We start from the raw sequence: 18,795 nt of genomic DNA, 5'->3' as shown, positions 1-18,795 counted from the left end.
GATTTAGAACGGAGGCCCTCCTTTGAAATATGTGATATGTGGCGGCACCGGTTTTATAGGTAGCGAACTAGCAAAATACTGGCTGCAAGCAGGTAATGAAGTTGCTATTGTAGGTCGGAATTTACCAAAAGACGCAACAACAATTCATCCTAAGCTGAGTTACCACACCTGGGACAGTCTAAGTTCTAATCCCGATCCAGTGGAAAATGCAGCTGCCCTAATTAATCTCGCCGGAGCTTCCCTTAGCCAGCGCTGGAGTCCAAGTGGCAAAAAAGCGATTATGCAGTCCCGACTTGCAACCGTTTCCGCAGCAGCTAAGTTAGTAGATCAAATGAAGCAAAAGCCTTCCGCAATCATTCAGGCTTCCGCCGTAGCGATTTACGGTACCTCTTTAGAGGATACTTTTAGTGAATCCTCACCAGCCCAGGTCATGGATTTCCCTTCAGAAGTAGTTAAGACATGGGAAGAGGCTTCAGATGAAACCTACCATGATATCCGCGTGGTCAAGCTGCGTACCGGAGTTGTGCTCGGCAATGAGAGCGGAGCATTCCCCAAAATGAAGCTGCCTTATTTATTAGGTTGTGGCGGCAACATTGGCTCTGGAAAGCAGTGGCTCTCTTGGATCCATCTGACGGATATTGTGCGTCTAATTGATTTCTGTACGCAAAATCCAACGATTAACGGACCTGTTAATGCGACTGCTCCACATCCGGTAACGAACGAAGAGTTCGGCAGAACGATTGGCAAAGTCTACAAACGGCCGCACTGGTTCCCTTTGCCAGCCTTCCTGTTAAAAACAGCAGTCGGGGAATTATCCGAAATCCTACTCAAAGGTCAGCGCGTCCTGCCCGCAGCGGCATTAAATCATGGCTTTGACTTTACCTTCCCTACACTTCAAGTCGCTTTAGAAGATTTGAAAAAACAAAAATTGTAGAGCCACATTCATCGTTAGAACTCACCTTCATGCTGTATGAAATGTGTAGCTTCCTTTTATAATTTTAAATGTGGTCCCCTCTGTTAGTGGATACTCTTTATACGGGACCATGGCTTCACCTTGAAAAAGCGTTCCATTTCTGGAGTCAAGATCCTTCAGAATATATCCGCTGGTGCTTCTAGATATTTCAGCGTGTACTCTAGAGGCTCCTTCTGATCTTTCCACATATTGAGCCACCTCTGCCGATCGGCCGATAATGAAGCTAGTTCGATTTAACTCGATCATTTCCGCCTCTTCACCCTCCTCACCGCTTCTTTGGAGATAAGGAATACTCCGATCCAGCTTTTCGATTTGTCGTCCTTGCTTAGGCGGTTTCTCCTGTGATAATAAAGTTGTTGGTGCTATGGCTTCTGGTGCTTTAACAGAACAATGTTCCTCTGCTAGTGATTCATGACGGGTTACCGGAACGTTAGCTGCTGAATCTGAGAATTGCGGAGTTACCTTTGGGATTGTTGCTGGAGGACGTGTAGAAGCCACAGGGTTCCTGCCAAAATTCCACTCCAATTCTTTCCGACTCGGATTACAGTTAGTATCTTCAGAATCCTCACTCAGACAATCCTCATCTTCTTTACCAACCTTTAGCCTTCCGCTCCAAACCATCCAGCTTAAAACAGCCAATACAATCGTCACAACTCCACAGACGGCAAGCCATAACGGCTTTGGACTATCCAAATATAGAAACTTCCACAGGAGTGCATCGCCTAATAGACACCCTAGCACTATATAGGTTCTGGAGCTTGAGGCTTGCGGATTCGTTACCTGCTCATCCTCCAAGCTTAGAGACAGGCTCTCCTCCTCTTTTATCTTAAGATTAGGATAGCTGCTGATCCAAGGAGTAGCAGTCGGCTGCTCCAATCCCTTATCTTCGCGATGCTCATATATTTTTCTTAATGGTGGAGCTGCTGCCTCTTTCACTAGATATTCTTTTACGCCTTCATGAAGCTGTCTTTCAGGTGTAACGGGCGCTCTTTCTGTCAGCAACTCTGATAAAAAAATCTTTAAGCCAGCTGGAGTAAATCCCTCTTCACTGCAATATTGCAATAGTCTTTGCACACCACTGCCAGTTAGCTCTGTGATAGATGCCATTAACACCATGATTAGTGACTTGAGTGACTCTCCAAGCTTTGAACCAGACTTATTCTCCTGAATGGGTATGTAGGTCAGGTATACTTTACCGCTCTGTAACGACCCTTCAATAAAAATGTAATCCGCATGCAAAGCATACTGTTCCGCCCGCAGCATATATAACCTGCCATCTTCCATGCCTTGGGCAATTTGCAGCAATAACCCGAAAAATGAGCTCATACTTAGCTTCTCTCCTTTGAGTAGATGACTAAGCATTTTTCGCGTAAAACAGCGTATTCCATAGTAACCTTCATATCTATTTCTCTAAGTAACAGCCTCAAATGATGAGGAATGTCGGTGTTCATCAGCATGCGCGCCTGAATTAAATTAAGCTTCTCCGCAGGTATTTCTTCGGGTTCACCAAGGATCATATATATACCATCCTGTTGTATAAAATCACGGGTTAATCCGAACAACAAACATCACCTCCCGAACTAAAAGTATAGATAAGCGCATATGGAACCAGGAATTACTGCCAGCATGAAGGGAAATTTCAACAGTTCACTATCGTTATTTTTTAATAGAAACGGGCTCTTCCATAAAATAAATCCAGAAATTCTGCTGATGATCTTACGCGAACGACTGACCGCCTCCCGTCTCTTTAAAACAATTAACCAGCCTATTAAAGCACCAAATAGTACGGAGTACATGACGACTTGCAGCGTAAACAACATCCCTGTCCACGCTCCGATTCCAGCAAAAAGCTTAACATCTCCCGCGCCAACCGCCCCTATTAAATGCATGATCAGAAGGACTGTAAATCCTACAGCAGCTCCCCAGAAAGCCCTCAGCAGTCCATGCCAGCTATTGATCACCCCTTGTGCAAGCAGACCGGTGAGCAAGCCTGACAAGGTGATCCAGTTTGGTATTCTCATCGACTTCAAATCTGTAATCAGTGCCGCTGCTAAAAACGGTAGACATCCCCAAAATGTCCACTCTGCCATTTATTACACTCCTTTTTCCACCCTTTCACTTCACTACTGTGAACATAACCTCAACAGATCTACCATCATCCAGTTGTATAACAAACGGCCACGAGCCCGGTGTGGTATTTACACCAATTTTCCATTCCCACTCGATATATCCATCTGCATCCGCTTGTTTCCAGCCTAAATATTTGGCAGTACTGCCCCCGCTCTTATAAAAGACTGACAAGCTGGCAGAAGCATTCGGCGGTATTCTGGCACGAACCTTGCCTTGCTTATTCGCTACAGCCGGGTTCGGCTTTTCTAAGATTTCAATGAATTCATCTGGTTGGCCAGTACCGTTCCCCTCCTTGGCTGTGCCTTCTCCCGTATCCCCGATCCAGAGGCGTTCAACAGCACTTGCTTCTAAAACAATACTTTGGTTTAGAAAGGGGACCTTCATCGGCAGCTTATAACTAACCACTAGCCCAAGGTAGGGACGAGTACCCTCTTTTAGCTCCGGCACCATAACATTAGATACATGAATTCGCTCATAATCCAGTAAATCTGATGTCAGGTATGGTTTCAATAAAGGTTTGATCGCAAGATCAAGTACACTTTCACTAGTCTCTGCCTGAAGCTTCTGCAACGGTCCCTCACCACTTTCTAAAGCCGACATAACCCACTCATTTAACGGCTTGGGTAAAGACTCAGCATAACTATCGCCCCAATCAGTAAGTGACAAGCGAGGAATAGTCCAATTCAGGCCAGCAGAATGATCACTGTCATCCCCTCCTGAATCATCACTTACTTCGCTGGATATTCCCCATTTCTGCACCGCCAAAGCCGTAGGATACATATGAGTTGAAATAGACTTTACAGTGTCTGATGCTGTACTTTGCAAAGCTGTCGAATACAAGGTCATCTGTACGATAGAAATCAGGAACAGGACGAATAGCAGGAAGAACGGAAGAACCATCGCCGCTTCTACTACCATGCTACCTTCTTCCTTGTCTTCCCCTCTGATTCCATACCCATCCCCCATCTCCTTACCAACCTCCCGCTAATAAGAATAATCAGCTTTTACTGCCCTCAGATACTTATTCCCTTGTACCTCTCCCGGAAAACCAGCAGTGTAATTCAACATTTTAACTACACTTGGCAGAAACCATAACTGCATTTGGAGCTTAATGTCCGATGATACATAGGTGTTTCTTTCCGCTGGATTTATTCCTGTGTTCAGTTGAATTAGAGCCAGCATCCGCGATAGCTGCACTTCCCCGCCTCCATGCATTATCATGAACAGTCGCAGATGATCACGGTAAGTCAGCTGCGCCGGCATATATTTGGATAAAGGAATCGCATCCTTCTCACAAAGCTGCAACATATCCTGAATGGCATGCTGGATTCCATACAACAGTGCCGCCGCTAGAACAGCCAGTGGATTTCCCAAGGTTGCCTTTTCTATAAATCCTTCCATTGTGCGAATGGACAACCTCGTCGCGAATATTTCGGCATAGGCTGCGGCCACATTCCCTGCGGGATTATGAAATCCGTATAAAATGTATTCCAGCTCCTGAGCGCGAGGATCAAGCTGATCTGTGAGCTCACTAGTGTCTTCCAGAGAATTCAGTGCCAGACTAGCTAACTTTGAAACATCAAAATGCTGAAAATAAAGCGCGGAATACTCTGTTTGAAAAAGCCTGTCTCTAGCGCCCCCCATAATGCCACTCATTGCTGCATAAATCCCGTCAATATCCTTCATCGCCGAGCTTCCAGCAGCATAGGGATCTGAGGATACTTCAGATTTATCAGAGGATTGAGACTCCAATCCGTTGTTAAATGAAACATTGTCCTCATAAAATTGATGAAGGATTTGATAACGTTCCATCGAAGCTGCCGCTCCGCTACCTAGCATTCTAATTTTGTCCAGCAGTGCTCTAACCTCGCCCAGCTTGGATTTGGCTTCCCACTCTACTTGCTTACGTGCTTTATCCGAGCTGCGATGCTCTTCAAGAAAAGCCAAATCACTAGCGATAACACTTCCCTTCTTACCGTATTTTTTATAATAGTTGTCCACTACATGCGAAGCCCCTAGAACAGAGGAAATCATTTGGTAGGAATCGCCGTTGACTCCCAAAGCTTCATGCAACACTCCTGATAATCCTGTTACCGTCGGTTCAATGGACTCGTACGCACTTTGCTGCATAAATAAACCATTCTCCATACTACTAATGTCAGCCGAAGAGAGGATCAAGGCATCTTCCTGTTCATGCAGCTTTTTAAGTGGCTCAGCGCTTATTTCCCCCGAGTTTCCCGGAATATCCCAGTCCTTAGCAGGATCGTCTGCCAGATTTACGCCACTTATTCGGGAAGCTGCCAAAACATCTCTCATCTCGTCATTCAATTGCTGCGCTTTGTTTAACGCATCCTTCGCTTCCTCCATTGATTGTCCATGTTCTTCATGAAAGGTTGTTAATAAGGATGGGAGCCGCGACAACATCTCTGAAGTTCGGCTCTGATAAAGTGCCAACTGATAAGTGTACTTTGCAGGCTTTTTACTATCACGATATAGATCTTCGTAATATTTCCCAAGATAGTCACTATACTGTGCTGGTATATCCGCGGCTGCTTGCATGCTTCCGAGCGAATGGGCCGAGATAGAATCTCCGGGCGGATTCATAATCCATAGCAGTACTCTTCTTCCACTCTCCGCCGCTTGGCTTCTCCGCTCTAACATTAGATCCAAATTCTCTTCACGTTCATCATATAAAGGTTGCAGCTTACTAAGTAATTCAGTAGCTCTTGAGGCCTCTGCCATTACGCCCGACAGCGGCTTGAATTTACCTGCCAGCTCCAAGGCGAAATCAACCGGAGCCTTATATTTCATCTCTTCCAGTATTTGATGACGAAAAACATCATAACTTCCCAGCGGCCGGCTCCATTCCAAAGAGGAGGATTCCAGTGCAAAGGGTAAGAGATTGAACGTATCCCCCCGCCCACTTTTATGCAAATTTTCATTGAGCACTTTGGACAGCAGCATATCACCATCACTATCACCGAATGCAAATAAACCGTATCTCTCACGCAATTCAACATGATATGAAGACATAACAGAGCGGATACTGGCTCTCGCTAATCGTTCCTCCTGAACGTTGAACGCAGCGATTCGCGCATAATCAATCAGCACAGCAGTAAATAGAAAGACGAAAGCCAGCACCATGATTAGAAAAATTGTAACTGAGCCTTCTGTTTTGCCCTTAGCAGGACAACCCGTAATTATACTTTTCATTAAAACCCCCTCCCTTGAACAGAGATTTTACTTATCCTGAAGCTTGGTCAGCATAGCAGAAGCATCCTTCTTATCCATGTAAACTGCAGATCCACTACCCTCAGAGCCCCCTTTAAATTTAGCTCCAAAATAACGCATCAGGTCGACCGTACGAATAAACTCAACAGGCTCGACAATGATAGACTGGGCTTCAACAGTTGGGTTAGCCTCATCCGATAGAACGCTATCAAGCACAGGCAAGCTCAGTAGACGATTTAACTCGGCCTTTACTCTCCGTCCTGTAAGGCTGTGAGCATAACGCATAGTTCCTGGCATATTGTCCGGAATCATAGTAGACGAATGGCCCAGTTTAAGCACTGGCAAATCACTCTTCCCTGATACTTCACCGGGCAACTCTATTGTCACGCCAGCACTGCCAGCTTCTCCACCAAATAATGAGGCTAACAAGGCATCATCCCCAATTCTCCAATAAAGGGAGTCATACTCACCAGCCATGTAAGAACCAGAGACCTCCTTGTGACTGTTGTCCCAGTTGTAAGCCGCCCGCTCAGTAGCTCCTGAGGCCACTTGCAACAGCATGGACTTCTGATAGCTATACAAGCAAAAAAACAAAAGAAGCATCGTAATAAACATGACGATCGGCAACAGAAGTGACGCTTCAATAGTAAAACTGCCTTGATCACCCTTAAACTTGTTCAATCGAATACTTCCTGACTCTTTTCACCCGCCGTTTTAATTAAGGCTTCTACTACTTCTTGAATTTTGTCCTTAAACAAAAGAACAACTGCAATCAAGACAGCAATAATCAAAATCATCTCCAAAGTTCCTAAACCTTCCTCGTCTTCCCAAAAGTTCTTCATACTGTCCAACATTGTTGATACCATCAGCTTCAGCCTCCTACATTTTTAACATCAAAAATGCTGGCGTTCCCACCAGTACAATTACTATTAAAAAGATAACTACCATCGGAAAAACTAATTTAGAGGATGCTTGCTCTCCGCGCGTCCGGCTAAGTGCCTTTCGTTTATCCCACAACATCTGCGACAGATCACGTAGCGATAGCACAAAATCCGCTCCACCTCTGCGATAATTCAGCAAAACTGTCGTTGTGAATACCGATACCTCCTGTACAGCGCATCTCTTGCTAAAATTTTCAAAAGCCTGCTGGAAAGAATATCCGCCCTCCCATTCACTAGTCATAGTCATTAGCTCCTTATACAGAGGATGATTCGTATCCCCCCGGTGGCTTTCCACACAGCGAATAATAGCTCGTTGCACGGTCTCTCCTGCGCCAACCAACAACACAATACTGTTCAGCAGCTCTGGCAATTCGAGCATAATATTCTGCTCCCTGACTCTCACCTTTTTGTGCAGATCACTGACCATAGCGGTTGGTAGAGCAATTGCCAAAAACACACCCAATATCATACCTGCCTGTTCGCCACTAAATGCTGTAATCAAGCTTCCACCTACAAGCAACAGCCAGCTGTAACTTAGCATCTCACCCATGAACAGCAGGGTCCGCTCTGCGCTATAACGCATCCCATAACTGCGCTGTAGAGAACGCTGAATTCTGAACAACAGTGAGGGAAACCGACTGGCGATACCACTCTTCTCAATAAGCAGTAATAACGGTTCGCTTAACTTCCGAAGCCGTAATCCTTCCATAGGAAGAATGCGTAACGCGACATATCTGTTGCCGCATTGAATTCGCAGTAGAACCCAGACTATCAGCAAAATAACAGTAACCACCGCACATAGCCAGCGCATGATTTCACCCCCTTCACAGTGGAATGTCCATTATTTTAGTAGTCCAGAGATAACATAGGAATAAAGCAACAAGCGCTAATGTCGATATGGCTATACCCGCTCCTGTATACATTGGCTCCATATATTCTCCAGCCGTCAAACTCATAAACATCACCATGATCAGCGGAGATATCAGCAGTGCCTTAGCCTCAAATTTCTTCTGAGCAATACTTACAGCAATATCCTGCTGAATATCCAGCTTCTCACCGATAATCGTTGATGTACGGCGCACCACTTCTACAAGATCACCACCAGTACGCTTACAGACCGAGAACACATCCGCGAATCGCTCGATGTCCTCCATTCCCGCTCTTTCACTAAAGTTCCGCAGCGCTTCTTCCACAGGCTGTCCATATTCCATGCGTGCACAGATAATGTTTAACTCGGAGATCATATCACTGCTTCCCTCCGGGTCGAGCATACGTAAATCCTGAACCGCCTCTCGGAATGCATTCTCCACCGAACGCCCAGCTGAAAGGGAGGAAGACAGCGAAAATAACGTCTGCTTAAATTGTAAATTCAGTGCATTTCGACGTCTTTTCAGTAGATAGTTACGCAGCATATGCGGGGCATAAGCTCCGCCAGGCATAAGCAGCAACGACAGCAGCCAATGATGATAAAAAAGATATCCAATTCCATACATCAGCAGTCCACCCGCAGTAAGGGTCAGAATCCTCTGCAGCAAGGTCAATTCGTATACCTTATAATCTGGTAATAACGAAGGACCGTCAGGATCCGCTTCTACAGGCTTTGCAGCAACAAATTTAAACTTAAGCATGTCCTCCCCCCCTTCTGGAATTTTGAATCTCTATTGAGCCAATGGATAGGAGTTTACACCAGCCATCCTAAGCTTCGTTGTATGCAACAATGGGTTACCACAGGGAAGCAGCCCCCCTTGCACCCTTCCCTCTCGTTCACCAGCTTCTTGAAATTCATATAAGGGATTCAAGATCACTTCCCCGTCTTTCAACCCCGCAACCTCACTGATCTCCATCACCCGCCTGGAACGATCACGGAGACGTGATAAGTGTACGAAGATATCAATTGCCGATGAAATTTGCTGGCGAACAACAGCTACCGGAAGCTCCGCAGCACTTAGCACCATCGTCTCCAGTCGACTGACCATATCGTGTGCGCTGTTACTATGGCCGGAAGACAAGCTTCCATCGTGTCCGGTGTTCATAGCCTGCAGCATATCGAGACATTCCGCTCCCCGTACCTCCCCCACAACAATCCGGTTAGGGCGCATTCGCAGAGAAGAACGAATCAAATCTCGGATGGAAATCTCCCCTCTACCTTCCGTGTTAGCATTCCTGGTCTCCAGTGAAACAAGGTTCGGCACGGTTACAATCTGCAGTTCAGCGGAATCCTCTATCGTAATGACCCTCTCCTGTGGGGGGATATACTGAGATAATGCATTAAGAAAAGTAGTCTTTCCAGAGCCTGTCCCGCCACTAATAAAAATATTGTATTTAGCAGCCACTAAAATTTGCAGCAACTCTGCGGCTTCCAAGCTTAAAGCTTCACGACGGACTAAATCCTGCATCGTCATCGGTGTTTCAGGAAATTTCCGAATGGTCATCGCCGGGCCTTTCAGAGCTACCGGCGGAAGCACGATATTTACACGCGATCCGTCTTTTAGCCGAGCGTCAACGATAGGAGAAGAATCATTTACAACCCGGTTCACACCGGATACAACCGTCTGGATAATATCCTCCAACCTGCTGCTGGACTCAAATTCCAAATGGAGACGACGAATCTGCCCCTCCTCTTCTACAAAAATCTCAGTATGGCTGTTAATCATAATCTCAGTGATCGCCGGATTATCCACTAAGGGCTGGAGTACATCCAATCCTCGAAAAGAATCGAACAATCTCTTCACGAGCTCATGTTTCTCCTGTGCTGTTAAATAACGCAGATTTTCGCTGTCCAAAATTGTCCTTTCAATATATTGGGTGAGTTCACGATTTCCAACTGCAGAAGTAACATCTAATCCTGCCCGGATGTCACTGCGAAGTGCCTTAAACATTTCCTCATTCATGTAAACCCTTACCAGTGAATACTTGCGGAAGCGACGGTTCTATAATCTGCTTGCACAGCTGTAAGATCTCCTTTTGGAATTGTGGTGAGTTCAGAAAAAGCTCCTCACGGTGCTGCAGCGTCCAAGATGGGATATACGGAAGTACACCTTCAACGGTAATTCCTTCCGGAGGTGCCCACACCTCTAAACCCTCTGCGGCAAAATTCACGGCAAATCTACTTTTGTCCATCACTTGGCTGGGCATACCAGAATTAGGAGCATTGCAATGGGATAGCCATCTCATGGTCTTATGAATGCTTACCTCGTCATTTCTAACTACCCACAATAGAATTCCGCATTTATGTAACACAGCTTTGGCACGTTCTTCTTCAATACTGCCGGTATCTATTATAACTACGTCAAAATTTCTTTCCGCAACCAACAGCGCCAACAAATCTAGCGTATCCTGCGTAGTCATCTGCAGCATTTCTTTTACATTAATAATTGGCCTAAAAGCAGCACTTCGAAGGTGATCATACCTAATCACGTATTGCCCCAAATCAATCGTATCGGCTCCACCCTTATCCCGGCTGGCTTTGATTTCATAAAGGAGCCGCTCTAGTCCAGGCGTATTTCCTGCAGGGGGCCGTAAAAATAATCCACTGCTGTCCACACTTTCAAGATTCAAATAAAAGACCGAAAGCCCCAATTCACCTAGCTGCTTAGCCATATTCATAGCTACTGTGGTTTTGCCCGTGTTCCCGCTTGAGGAGACGATACCGAGCAGCAGCGTTTCATCTAATACAGAGGAACCTCTAGCTCGTTTCACTTCACATAGTTGAATAAATGCTCCCAGCAGAGAAGGCAGTGCCTGATATTTCGCAATCATGATGCCTCCAGCCAGGCTTTTAGAACCCCTGCTAAGATAAGCTCCCTCCTCACTCAAAACTGCCCAAGGCACCTTAGTTCTTCCCTCCACAAGCCAAGCCTCGATAAAAGTAACGTCGCCTACAACAGCATCCGGCATATCCTCTCCCCTCATAAAATCGATAAAAGCATCCAGCCGACTAAAAGCCGTGATTCGCAGCATTTCTCCATACTCACTATGATGAAGATAGTGTAGCAATGGTTCGATATATTGGCTTTCACGCACTGCGAGTACAATCCTTGCCGCCATAAAACCTCTCTCCTTTCGCAAGAAATTCATAAATATTGTCAAAAAAAAGACAGCAAAAAAGCACCGACAATAACCGTGGATACGGTACATTGAACGGTGCTTCCGTTACTATCCCTTTAATTTACAGCTATAGTAGCATATATATAAGAAGGCAGCAATAAGTTTTTTCGCACATCAAGTGGTTTTTAGACTCTCATCGTATCTTCACGCCAATTCTTGATGGCAGACCGGATATCGGCAGGACTAAGCTTTTCCTTCACCGCCCGCTGACATAGTGCCGGAAACTCTTCATCTCCTGCATACCGAAGCGCGATAATCTGAGCTAATTCAAGCTCTGGATTTAATACTTCACCTGTCAATCGGAAATACCGGAACTGCTCCTCTACCCTCACTACTCGATCCTGATTTTTTGTGGCATAAATTCGAATTCGAGTAATCGCAAATAATAGGCATAGAGATAAACCAAATAATAGCAAGGGCACTGTTAGAGCACCATCATCACGTAACACCTGAACGACATAAATTCCCGACCATACAAATATAATCAGCGCTAGCGGCATAGTTACAAAATGATAAGGCCAATCAAAACGCATAAAACCTTTAGGCTTCCCCTTGTTCATCATTCATCTCCATATTTATAAGACTTATATATTGCTTAAAGCTTAGTCTCTCCGGGAATAGCTACGACAAAAGGTTCATTATTCCCCCAGTACAGAGACTGTCCTGAAACTTTAGTAGTTCCATCCGCATTAACCATTCCATAAATAATCTGACTTCCCCAAACACTCGTATAAAAAGAGGCATAGGATGGAGCTAGAACAGGTGCTTTACCATATTCCTTCGCAACTGGGTAACCGAATATCGCGGTAAAATCTTTATTTGTAGCCTCCTTGGACATATCCAGATCAGCTTCCCAAACTACTTTTACAATATTATCCTTGATCTCATAATACTTTACGAAATGTCCATACAATATAAAATAACCATCAGATCTGCCTTCAGGAAAATAATACGTCATAGACAATGCTTCATTATCACCCGTCAATTTGGAGGGTTCTCTTTCTTCAACCGGGAATTGCAGAGCAGCTATGCGGGAAACAACTAAGTCATTACTATTATAATTCTGCACAAGTTTAGCATTGGCCCGTTCCTGAACCCAGACTGTATTCGAAGCAGCATCTACTGTTACTCTCGCTCCAAGAGCCTCCGCAATAAACCGCAGGGGTACCGCTACTCTTCCATCCACTATTTTGGCCGATACATCCAGTTGTACAGCCTCCGAGTTCTTCCAAGCCGTCCGTGAGCCAACCGTAAGCTTAATCTTCATAGAATCTCTAGCAATCGTAGCTTGCTTGGTATTGGCATCCCATTGAATAGAAGTATTCTTGAATCTTTCAAAAGCCTTCAGCGGAACCAGCGTCTTCCCCGACACGATTTGCACACCAACATCCACACTTGAATTGTTCACCATAATGCGAAGCTTGGGGGCAGCTGAGGCCGTACCGATCATACTTAAAGATAACAACATGACTATACAAAGCAGAAGCCCTTTCCGTTTCACTATTCGTTCACCCCTAGTGATAATATGAAAAAACTGTCCCCATTTATAGTTTCATTATAACATTCTCCCAGATTATGGTTTACAAAAATCTCCGTTTGATCTCTGGGGTAGGGAGCATACACTGCTCATCACGTCCGAACCAACGATAGCGGTTCTTAGCTACATACCGATAAAGGGCATTACGCAATGAGCGTGGTACTAAGATGAACACGTATGCGGCAGGCCAAGGAAATCTCAATTTACGGGCAATTCTTAGCACAGCGGCCGACTCTGTATAATACACTCCGTTCTCCAGTAAAATCACCGTGTTTAATTGTCCAGGCTGAAGTCCAGACTCTTTCATTAGCTTTGCCGCAATCTCATTCTGTAAAGGTGCGAATAGAAATTTAGCCTCGGGGTCACGCGGGATAATGAAACGAACTACCCCCTGGCAAAGATGACACACTCCGTCTATCAATACGATGGACTTATCTTTCATAAGGTTCAGTTCCTCGTTCATGGCTCCCCCTCTGTCTTAAAGGCGTAAATTTCTGCTTTTTTGGGTAAACAAAAACGCGGGATAACCTCCCGCGCCATCAAGTGCCGTTCTTTAATTATTCTGCGATTGCTTTCTCAATCCATTGATCCCCGATCATTTGCCCTTCGAAATCAGCAGTGAATGCCTCCATGCATTTGCAGATGAAATCTTTGCGGCAAATTGGACATGGAGTTTTAAGCAGGCGGCTGATGTTCGTCATTTTCCATTCCGGAAACCGATGATAAAACGCGCGGCACTCCGTTCCATCAGCAAGCTTGATAATGAACTCGTACAATCCTTCCTTATCGTTGCTGCTGGCTTTGGTCACATTCGTAATATTCGGTCTGTAAGACATCTTCATCACCCATTATTTAAATTTTTGGTTGTAAATTGCACACGCAGGCACATTCTCAGATACTTAGACATATTAAAGAATTTTAAGGGTGATGTCAACCAAAGACGCCTAACACGGCAGCTATTTATTACTCTTTTATGATTTACGTCTCTATTTAGCCATTATTTCCATAAAATATATACAGATACATTTAATCAACAATCTTTAATTCAACCTCGATATTACCTCTGGTTGCTTTGGAGTAAGGACAGAATTCGTGAGCCTTCTTCGCCAGTTCCTCTGCTTTGTCGTGTTCAATCCCTGGCAGCTTCACATCCATTCTCACAGCAAGTCTAAAGCCTCCATCGCTGTCATCCTTCCCAATGGACACATTACAAGTGACCTCCACGTCATGGAGTTTCACGCCCTCTTTACGGGCGATATTCGCTAGTGCACTCTCGTAACACGCTCCATAACCAGCCGAGAATAGTTGCTCTGGATTGGTACCGGAACCTCCCGGCCCTCCAAGCTCTTTAGGCATGCTTAGATTATGCTTTAACACGCCATCCGAGGATTCAATGGAGCCTTCACGACCGCCATGGACTGTTGTAGTTGCTGTGTATAATGCTTTCATGAGTCATCTTCTCCTTCATCAAGCTGTATTGGTCATGCTCATACTTTATACTTTAAACAACAGGTATGATTTGAAACGATGATGAGGAATGATTCATAATACTTTCTTATTTGGCTCCAGACCATAAATAGTGTACAATTAAATTGTTAAAAACTTAAATTAGCTATGGAGGTGTCATCCATGAGTATTTATGATTTTGAGGTCAACACTCTTAAGGGTGAAGAGGAATCATTGTCAAAGTACAAGGGTAAAGTACTCCTGGTTGTGAATACTGCCAGCAAATGTGGATTTACTCCCCAGTATAAAGGTCTTCAGGAAGTGTACGAGAAATTCAAGGACCGCGGGTTCGAAGTTTTAGGATTTCCAAGCAATCAATTTGCTGGACAAGAGCCTGGCGAAAGTGATGAAATTGCGGAATACTGCGAGATTAATTATGGGGTAACCTTCCCTATGTTCGAGAAGATTGACGTAAAAGGCGATGAAGCACATCCATTATTCAAATACTTATCCAAAGAAGCCCCTGGTGTCTTAGGCTCAAAAAGCGTGAAATGGAACTTTACGAAGTTTCTGGTTGACCAAGATGGCCGTGTTCTAAAACGGTTTGCTCCTAAAACCACTCCACAGCAGATCGAATCCGATATCTCCAAGCTTTTAAAATAATTCATTAGAAAAAGGATACTCACCACATCACACAGCCCCCTGTTGTTATGCGGTAAAGTATCCTTTTTAACTAGAAAGAACGTCATAATATCGCTATATATCAGCACCCTTTAATCTCTTGGAATATTTTATAATATTGTTGAAATATTTTTGCTGGGAGGGACAATCGGTGACTGTTCAACTGCTTGATATACCCGAACTAAATGTTATTGGCTGGGCAAATGTAAACTCATCCGGGGAGCCATACGCGAATCTTTGGGAATATGTTTTTGGCGAGCTGGATATTGATGCAAAATTTGATGCTATACCCACAAAAGTTCAAAGCAGCGGTTGTTATCTCGGTCTATTTCAGAACCGTACATCCGTGCCTAAACTGTGGGAGCATACCGCATGGGATATTGATTTTTTCCTTTGTGTTGAAGTCGAGCAGTTAGATTGTATCCCTGAAGGCCTTGTTCATAAGAAACTTCCTGCGTCTACCTATGCTATATTTACTGCAAAAGGATTCCCTCAGTTGGCTTTTCAACATACCTGGAATTATATACATAATGAATGGCTGCCGGATTCCGGTTATAAGTTCAACCCTGATGGAGTCTTTTACATCCAATACACGGAAAAGTCCGGTCCGGATGATGAAGGATTCGAAGCCAATCTATGCGTGCCGCTTGTAAAGAAGTAGGTTGTGTGATTGAGGATTGAACAAAAAAAGAAGCCTTGCATCGCAAGGCCTCTTTCTTCATTCTGTATGCGGTAGAGAGGACTCGAACCTCCACGGGTATACACCCACTACCCCCTCAAGATAGCGTGTCTGCCATTCCACCACTACCGCGCGGTGTGTTAAACATAGAACATAAATTTGTTTGAGGTCAACATTCATTATTATAAATGTACTTTTCTCAAAAGTAAAGATGCAGATTTTAAGATTCTTCGTCGACCATTTTCTGTTTACGATATTCAGCAAAAGCTATATATTCCTTGATAAAATTCTTTTCTGCTGGAAGTAATTCATCTACTCGGCTTTCCGATAGCTGAACATCACTCAAATCATAGTCTACGCCGCTCTCTCGTACAGTATCCGGTGTATCTTTGCCGAGAATGAGCCAGTCCAGACTAACATGAAAAAAATCACCGATCTCAATCAGCTTATGTGTTCCTGGAGTAGTCTTCCCCCGCTTCCAATCTCCCATATTACCTGTGCTGATATTTAACTGCTCACAGAATGATTTTTTGGTCAAACCTTTCTGCTTAATCAGGTATTCTATACGTTCGTATATGGTCTGCATCGGTGAATCGCCCTCCATCTAAAAATAAATTACTTATTTACGTAATTACCTATTGCAAAATAACGTAAAAAAGTATATAATTAGTATTGTTATGTATTATCCGATTATATCATATGGCTGGAGTGACGATAAGAGGCGACTCAGGTGACAAGTATCTGTAGAATACCGTCTGGCCCCCTTTGTTAACTTATCATCCTGAATGATCTCTAGGAGGGAGCGGTGACTTTTGTCAAAATGCTTATCATCTTCCATTATCCATTCACTTGAAGCTTTACCGCACAATGCGGTGGTAATCAACAGTCATGGGATTATCCAGTTCACCAACAGCAGGTGGAAGGCCTTTAGTCATGAATATGGTCTTTCTACTAATAAGAAATGGATTGGCGCGTATTACTCAGAGCTCATGCAAGATGTGATTGTCGATCCCGATCAATGGGCCAAGCTTTATGAATCAGTGAAATATATACTCCGCAGAGAGCATCAGGTTTATACTTCCGAATTCTCCATACAAACCGCTAATAAAGGGAAACGAATCTTCCGTTTGGAGATCTACCCATTTCTCTCAGATCCGCACCCAGAAGCCACTTTTATAATTTCACTATATGATGTGGGCCCCTATAAAGAAGAACCTCTTCATCCGGAGATCATAAACCTCCGTTCAACCTTACCATCATCTTTTGAGCTAATCCCAATCTGTGCTTCCTGTAAATGTATTCGTAATCCCAAGGATGAATGGATCACCATTGAACATTTCTTAAAGCATCAGCTTTCTTTGCAATTCACTCATGATATCTGCCCAGACTGCATAAGACAGCTCTATCCCCAGTATGCTGGGGCTTTTAAGAGATGACCTGACGTCACTGAATTTCACTTCTAATCTTATAAAAAAAAGTAAGAAATCCTCTGCGAACAAAGGGTTTCTTACTTTTTATTTGTATGCGGTAGAGAGGACTCGAACCTCCACGGGTATACACCCACTACCCCCTCAAGATAGCGTGTCTGCCATTCCACCACTACCGCATAATATGACCCGTATGGGATTCGAACCCATGTTACCTCCGTGAAAGGGAGGTGTCTTAACCCCTTGACCAACGGGCCATGCTTTACAAGTTATTTTCTTGTCACAACAAAAATGAGTATATCAAACCATAAGAATTTTGACAAGCCTTTTTTAAAAAAAAGTTTAAACTAAAAGAAACGCGCACCAATAAAGGTACGCGCCTCTAATCACAACGCTTATGGGTTTACTTTTGCCTCAAAGGTTTGTACCCCATCTACAAACTTTAGCACCACAGCTGCTTTTACCGGGTCATGCGTTTCATTCATTGTGATTTTACCCGTGGCCAGTTGTAAATCCTTTGTCCCCGCCAGTGCATCCTTCAGCTTCTCAGGTTCTGTGGAATCCGCACGTGTAATCGCGTCTGCCACTAGTTTCACAGCATCATATCCAAGCGCAGCCATCCCATCTGGAACAAGATCACCGTTAGCAGCCTTGAAGGCATCTACGAACGATTTTACTTCTGGCGAGCTATCTTCAGGTGAATAGTGATTGGACATAAACGTATTGTTTAGGGCATCCGCTCCGGCAATCTCAGCCAGCTGAGGTGAATCCCAGCCATCCCCGCCCATAAACGGAACGGTGATCCCCATTTCGCGAGCTTGCTTTACGATTTTGCCGACCTCCTCATAATAGCCTGGAAGATAAATAACATCGGGATTAGCTTCTTTAATACGTGTTAATACGGCTTTAAAATCAGAATCTTTTTGTTGATAGGATTCTTCGCTTAAGATTGAGCCACCGTTCTTAGTAAACGTTGCTTTAAAGAAGGTCTGCAGCCCTTTGGAATAATCGCTTGAAGCATCCGTATAAATAACAGCCGTCTTTGCTTTAAGTGTATCCTTAGCAAAGTTAGCCATTACTTCACCTTGGAAAGGATCAATAAAAGAGGCCCGGAATACCCATTCGTTCAAATCTCCAGTACGTTCATCAACTGTTACTTTGGGATTGGTGGCTGAGGAGCTAACCAGCGGGATGCCTTTTTCTTGAGCAACGGGAACAATCCCGAGTGTATTCGTAGATGTAGTTGCACCTATAATAGCTACAACTTTATTGGTAGTAATTAGCTTTTGCGCTGCGCGTGTCGCCTCTTCCGACTTGGAAGCATTATCCGCTTCAATCAGCTCAAGTTTTTTGCCGAGTATTCCACCTGCGTCATTAATTTCTTTTACCGCCAGCTTTGCCCCTTTGAGTGCAGAATCACCGAAGGAAGCCTGGCCGCCTGTAAGCTCAAGGTCTGCTCCAATCTTGATGGTCCCTCCACCAGCATTCCCACCTTCAGCAGTAGTGTTGTCTGTCTTGTTCCCACAGCCTGCCAGCAATCCACCAGCCAGTAACGCAGTCAGCAATATGGCCCCGATTTTCTTCATCCTCTTCCAGCCTCCCAAAATAAATATTTTATAGGTTCTTTCTGTGATGCTGTTGTG

General features: G+C 44.4%; 22 protein-coding genes and 3 tRNA genes. 4 read left to right on the top strand and 21 right to left on the bottom strand.

Annotated elements, in window-relative coordinates; genetic code table 11:
- Positions 1–31 precede the first annotated feature (31 nt).
- A complete protein-coding gene (locus MHH89_RS27910) occupies positions 32–934 on the top strand; it encodes a TIGR01777 family oxidoreductase (protein WP_445739146.1) in 903 nt (300 codons plus the stop codon).
- A 27-nt stretch (positions 935–961) separates the two neighbouring features.
- Here MHH89_RS27910 and MHH89_RS27905 read toward each other — a convergent pair whose 3' ends face one another.
- From MHH89_RS27905 to MHH89_RS27830, 16 genes are all read right to left on the bottom strand, one after another.
- Positions 962–2,299, bottom strand: a complete 1,338-nt coding sequence (locus MHH89_RS27905) for an FHA domain-containing protein (protein ID WP_341088616.1) — start codon at positions 2,297–2,299, stop codon at positions 962–964.
- Positions 2,300–2,301: 2 nt separating this feature from the next.
- Positions 2,302–2,535, bottom strand: coding sequence for a hypothetical protein (locus tag MHH89_RS27900; protein ID WP_341088615.1), 234 nt, complete (start codon positions 2,533–2,535; stop codon positions 2,302–2,304).
- Positions 2,536–2,553: 18 nt separating this feature from the next.
- Positions 2,554–3,063 (bottom strand): A24 family peptidase, encoded by a 510-nt coding sequence (locus tag MHH89_RS27895; protein WP_076282026.1) that lies wholly within the window; start codon positions 3,061–3,063, stop codon positions 2,554–2,556.
- Positions 3,064–3,088: 25 nt separating this feature from the next.
- The gene (locus tag MHH89_RS27890) at positions 3,089–4,069 is read right to left on the bottom strand and encodes a TadE/TadG family type IV pilus assembly protein (protein WP_076280065.1); all 981 of its coding nucleotides are present in this window, start codon (positions 4,067–4,069) and stop codon (positions 3,089–3,091) included.
- Between the two features lie 18 nt (positions 4,070–4,087).
- Positions 4,088–6,316 (bottom strand): hypothetical protein, encoded by a 2,229-nt coding sequence (locus MHH89_RS27885; protein ID WP_076280064.1) that lies wholly within the window; start codon positions 6,314–6,316, stop codon positions 4,088–4,090.
- Positions 6,317–6,343: 27 nt separating this feature from the next.
- Complete coding sequence (locus tag MHH89_RS27880; RefSeq protein ID WP_076302219.1) at positions 6,344–7,015, bottom strand: TadE family protein; 672 nt, start codon at positions 7,013–7,015, stop codon at positions 6,344–6,346.
- On the bottom strand, positions 7,012–7,200 hold the full coding sequence (locus MHH89_RS27875) for a Flp1 family type IVb pilin (RefSeq protein ID WP_036681690.1): 189 nt from the start codon (positions 7,198–7,200) through the stop codon (positions 7,012–7,014). Before MHH89_RS27875 ends, MHH89_RS27880 begins: the two co-directional genes overlap by 4 nt.
- 13 nt (positions 7,201–7,213) lie before the next feature.
- A complete protein-coding gene (locus tag MHH89_RS27870) occupies positions 7,214–8,089 on the bottom strand; it encodes a type II secretion system F family protein (protein ID WP_445739145.1) in 876 nt (291 codons plus the stop codon).
- A 10-nt stretch (positions 8,090–8,099) separates the two neighbouring features.
- Positions 8,100–8,903, bottom strand: a complete 804-nt coding sequence (locus MHH89_RS27865; protein WP_340393461.1) for a type II secretion system F family protein — start codon at positions 8,901–8,903, stop codon at positions 8,100–8,102.
- A gap of 30 nt (positions 8,904–8,933) precedes the next feature.
- A complete protein-coding gene (locus MHH89_RS27860; protein ID WP_076099051.1) occupies positions 8,934–10,166 on the bottom strand; it encodes a CpaF family protein in 1,233 nt (410 codons plus the stop codon).
- Entirely contained in the window at positions 10,159–11,322 is a 1,164-nt protein-coding gene (locus tag MHH89_RS27855; protein ID WP_076099052.1) for a hypothetical protein, read from the bottom strand. The genes MHH89_RS27860 and MHH89_RS27855 overlap by 8 nt, the downstream gene beginning before the upstream one ends.
- A gap of 185 nt (positions 11,323–11,507) precedes the next feature.
- A complete protein-coding gene (locus tag MHH89_RS27850; RefSeq protein ID WP_076185827.1) occupies positions 11,508–11,942 on the bottom strand; it encodes a DUF6526 family protein in 435 nt (144 codons plus the stop codon).
- 35 nt (positions 11,943–11,977) lie between these two features.
- Positions 11,978–12,883, bottom strand: coding sequence for a copper amine oxidase N-terminal domain-containing protein (locus MHH89_RS27845; RefSeq protein ID WP_341088613.1), 906 nt, complete (start codon positions 12,881–12,883; stop codon positions 11,978–11,980).
- A 79-nt stretch (positions 12,884–12,962) separates the two neighbouring features.
- A complete protein-coding gene (locus MHH89_RS27840) occupies positions 12,963–13,382 on the bottom strand; it encodes a thiol-disulfide oxidoreductase DCC family protein (protein WP_076282033.1) in 420 nt (139 codons plus the stop codon).
- Between the two features lie 94 nt (positions 13,383–13,476).
- Positions 13,477–13,755 (bottom strand): hypothetical protein, encoded by a 279-nt coding sequence (locus tag MHH89_RS27835; RefSeq protein ID WP_036681678.1) that lies wholly within the window; start codon positions 13,753–13,755, stop codon positions 13,477–13,479.
- Positions 13,756–13,945: 190 nt separating this feature from the next.
- Positions 13,946–14,368: an organic hydroperoxide resistance protein gene (locus tag MHH89_RS27830; RefSeq protein ID WP_036681676.1), complete on the bottom strand. Its 423-nt coding sequence runs from the start codon at positions 14,366–14,368 to the stop codon at positions 13,946–13,948.
- Between the two features lie 180 nt (positions 14,369–14,548).
- On the opposite strand from MHH89_RS27830, the gene MHH89_RS27825 reads away from it, so the two are divergent.
- The gene (locus MHH89_RS27825) at positions 14,549–15,028 is read left to right on the top strand and encodes a glutathione peroxidase (protein WP_038569095.1); all 480 of its coding nucleotides are present in this window, start codon (positions 14,549–14,551) and stop codon (positions 15,026–15,028) included.
- A gap of 169 nt (positions 15,029–15,197) precedes the next feature.
- Positions 15,198–15,707, top strand: coding sequence for a GyrI-like domain-containing protein (locus MHH89_RS27820; protein ID WP_076128218.1), 510 nt, complete (start codon positions 15,198–15,200; stop codon positions 15,705–15,707).
- A gap of 67 nt (positions 15,708–15,774) precedes the next feature.
- Here MHH89_RS27820 and MHH89_RS27815 read toward each other — a convergent pair.
- A tRNA-Leu gene (locus tag MHH89_RS27815) sits at positions 15,775–15,857 on the bottom strand.
- 88 nt (positions 15,858–15,945) lie between these two features.
- The gene (locus tag MHH89_RS27810) at positions 15,946–16,311 is read right to left on the bottom strand and encodes a helix-turn-helix domain-containing protein (RefSeq protein WP_036681672.1); all 366 of its coding nucleotides are present in this window, start codon (positions 16,309–16,311) and stop codon (positions 15,946–15,948) included.
- Positions 16,312–16,537: 226 nt separating this feature from the next.
- Here MHH89_RS27810 and MHH89_RS27805 point away from each other — a divergent pair, with 226 nt between their 5' ends.
- Positions 16,538–17,161: a hypothetical protein gene (locus MHH89_RS27805; RefSeq protein WP_076128220.1), complete on the top strand. Its 624-nt coding sequence runs from the start codon at positions 16,538–16,540 to the stop codon at positions 17,159–17,161.
- A gap of 87 nt (positions 17,162–17,248) precedes the next feature.
- Here MHH89_RS27805 and MHH89_RS27800 read toward each other — a convergent pair.
- The 3 genes from MHH89_RS27800 to MHH89_RS27790 form a co-directional block, all read right to left on the bottom strand.
- Positions 17,249–17,331 (bottom strand) — tRNA-Leu (locus tag MHH89_RS27800).
- Positions 17,332–17,337: 6 nt separating this feature from the next.
- Positions 17,338–17,409 (bottom strand) — tRNA-Glu (locus MHH89_RS27795).
- A 138-nt stretch (positions 17,410–17,547) separates the two neighbouring features.
- Positions 17,548–18,738, bottom strand: a complete 1,191-nt coding sequence (locus MHH89_RS27790; protein ID WP_076099058.1) for an ABC transporter substrate-binding protein — start codon at positions 18,736–18,738, stop codon at positions 17,548–17,550.
- Positions 18,739–18,795: the final 57 nt, after the last annotated feature.

It is taken from the genome of Paenibacillus sp. FSL H7-0323 (genome assembly GCF_038002725.1).
In the GTDB taxonomy this organism is placed as follows: Bacteria; Bacillota; Bacilli; order Paenibacillales; family Paenibacillaceae; genus Paenibacillus_AQ; species Paenibacillus_AQ odorifer.
The sequence above is the reverse complement of the archived record's forward strand: the minus strand, read 5'-3'. Positions and strand labels throughout refer to the sequence as shown.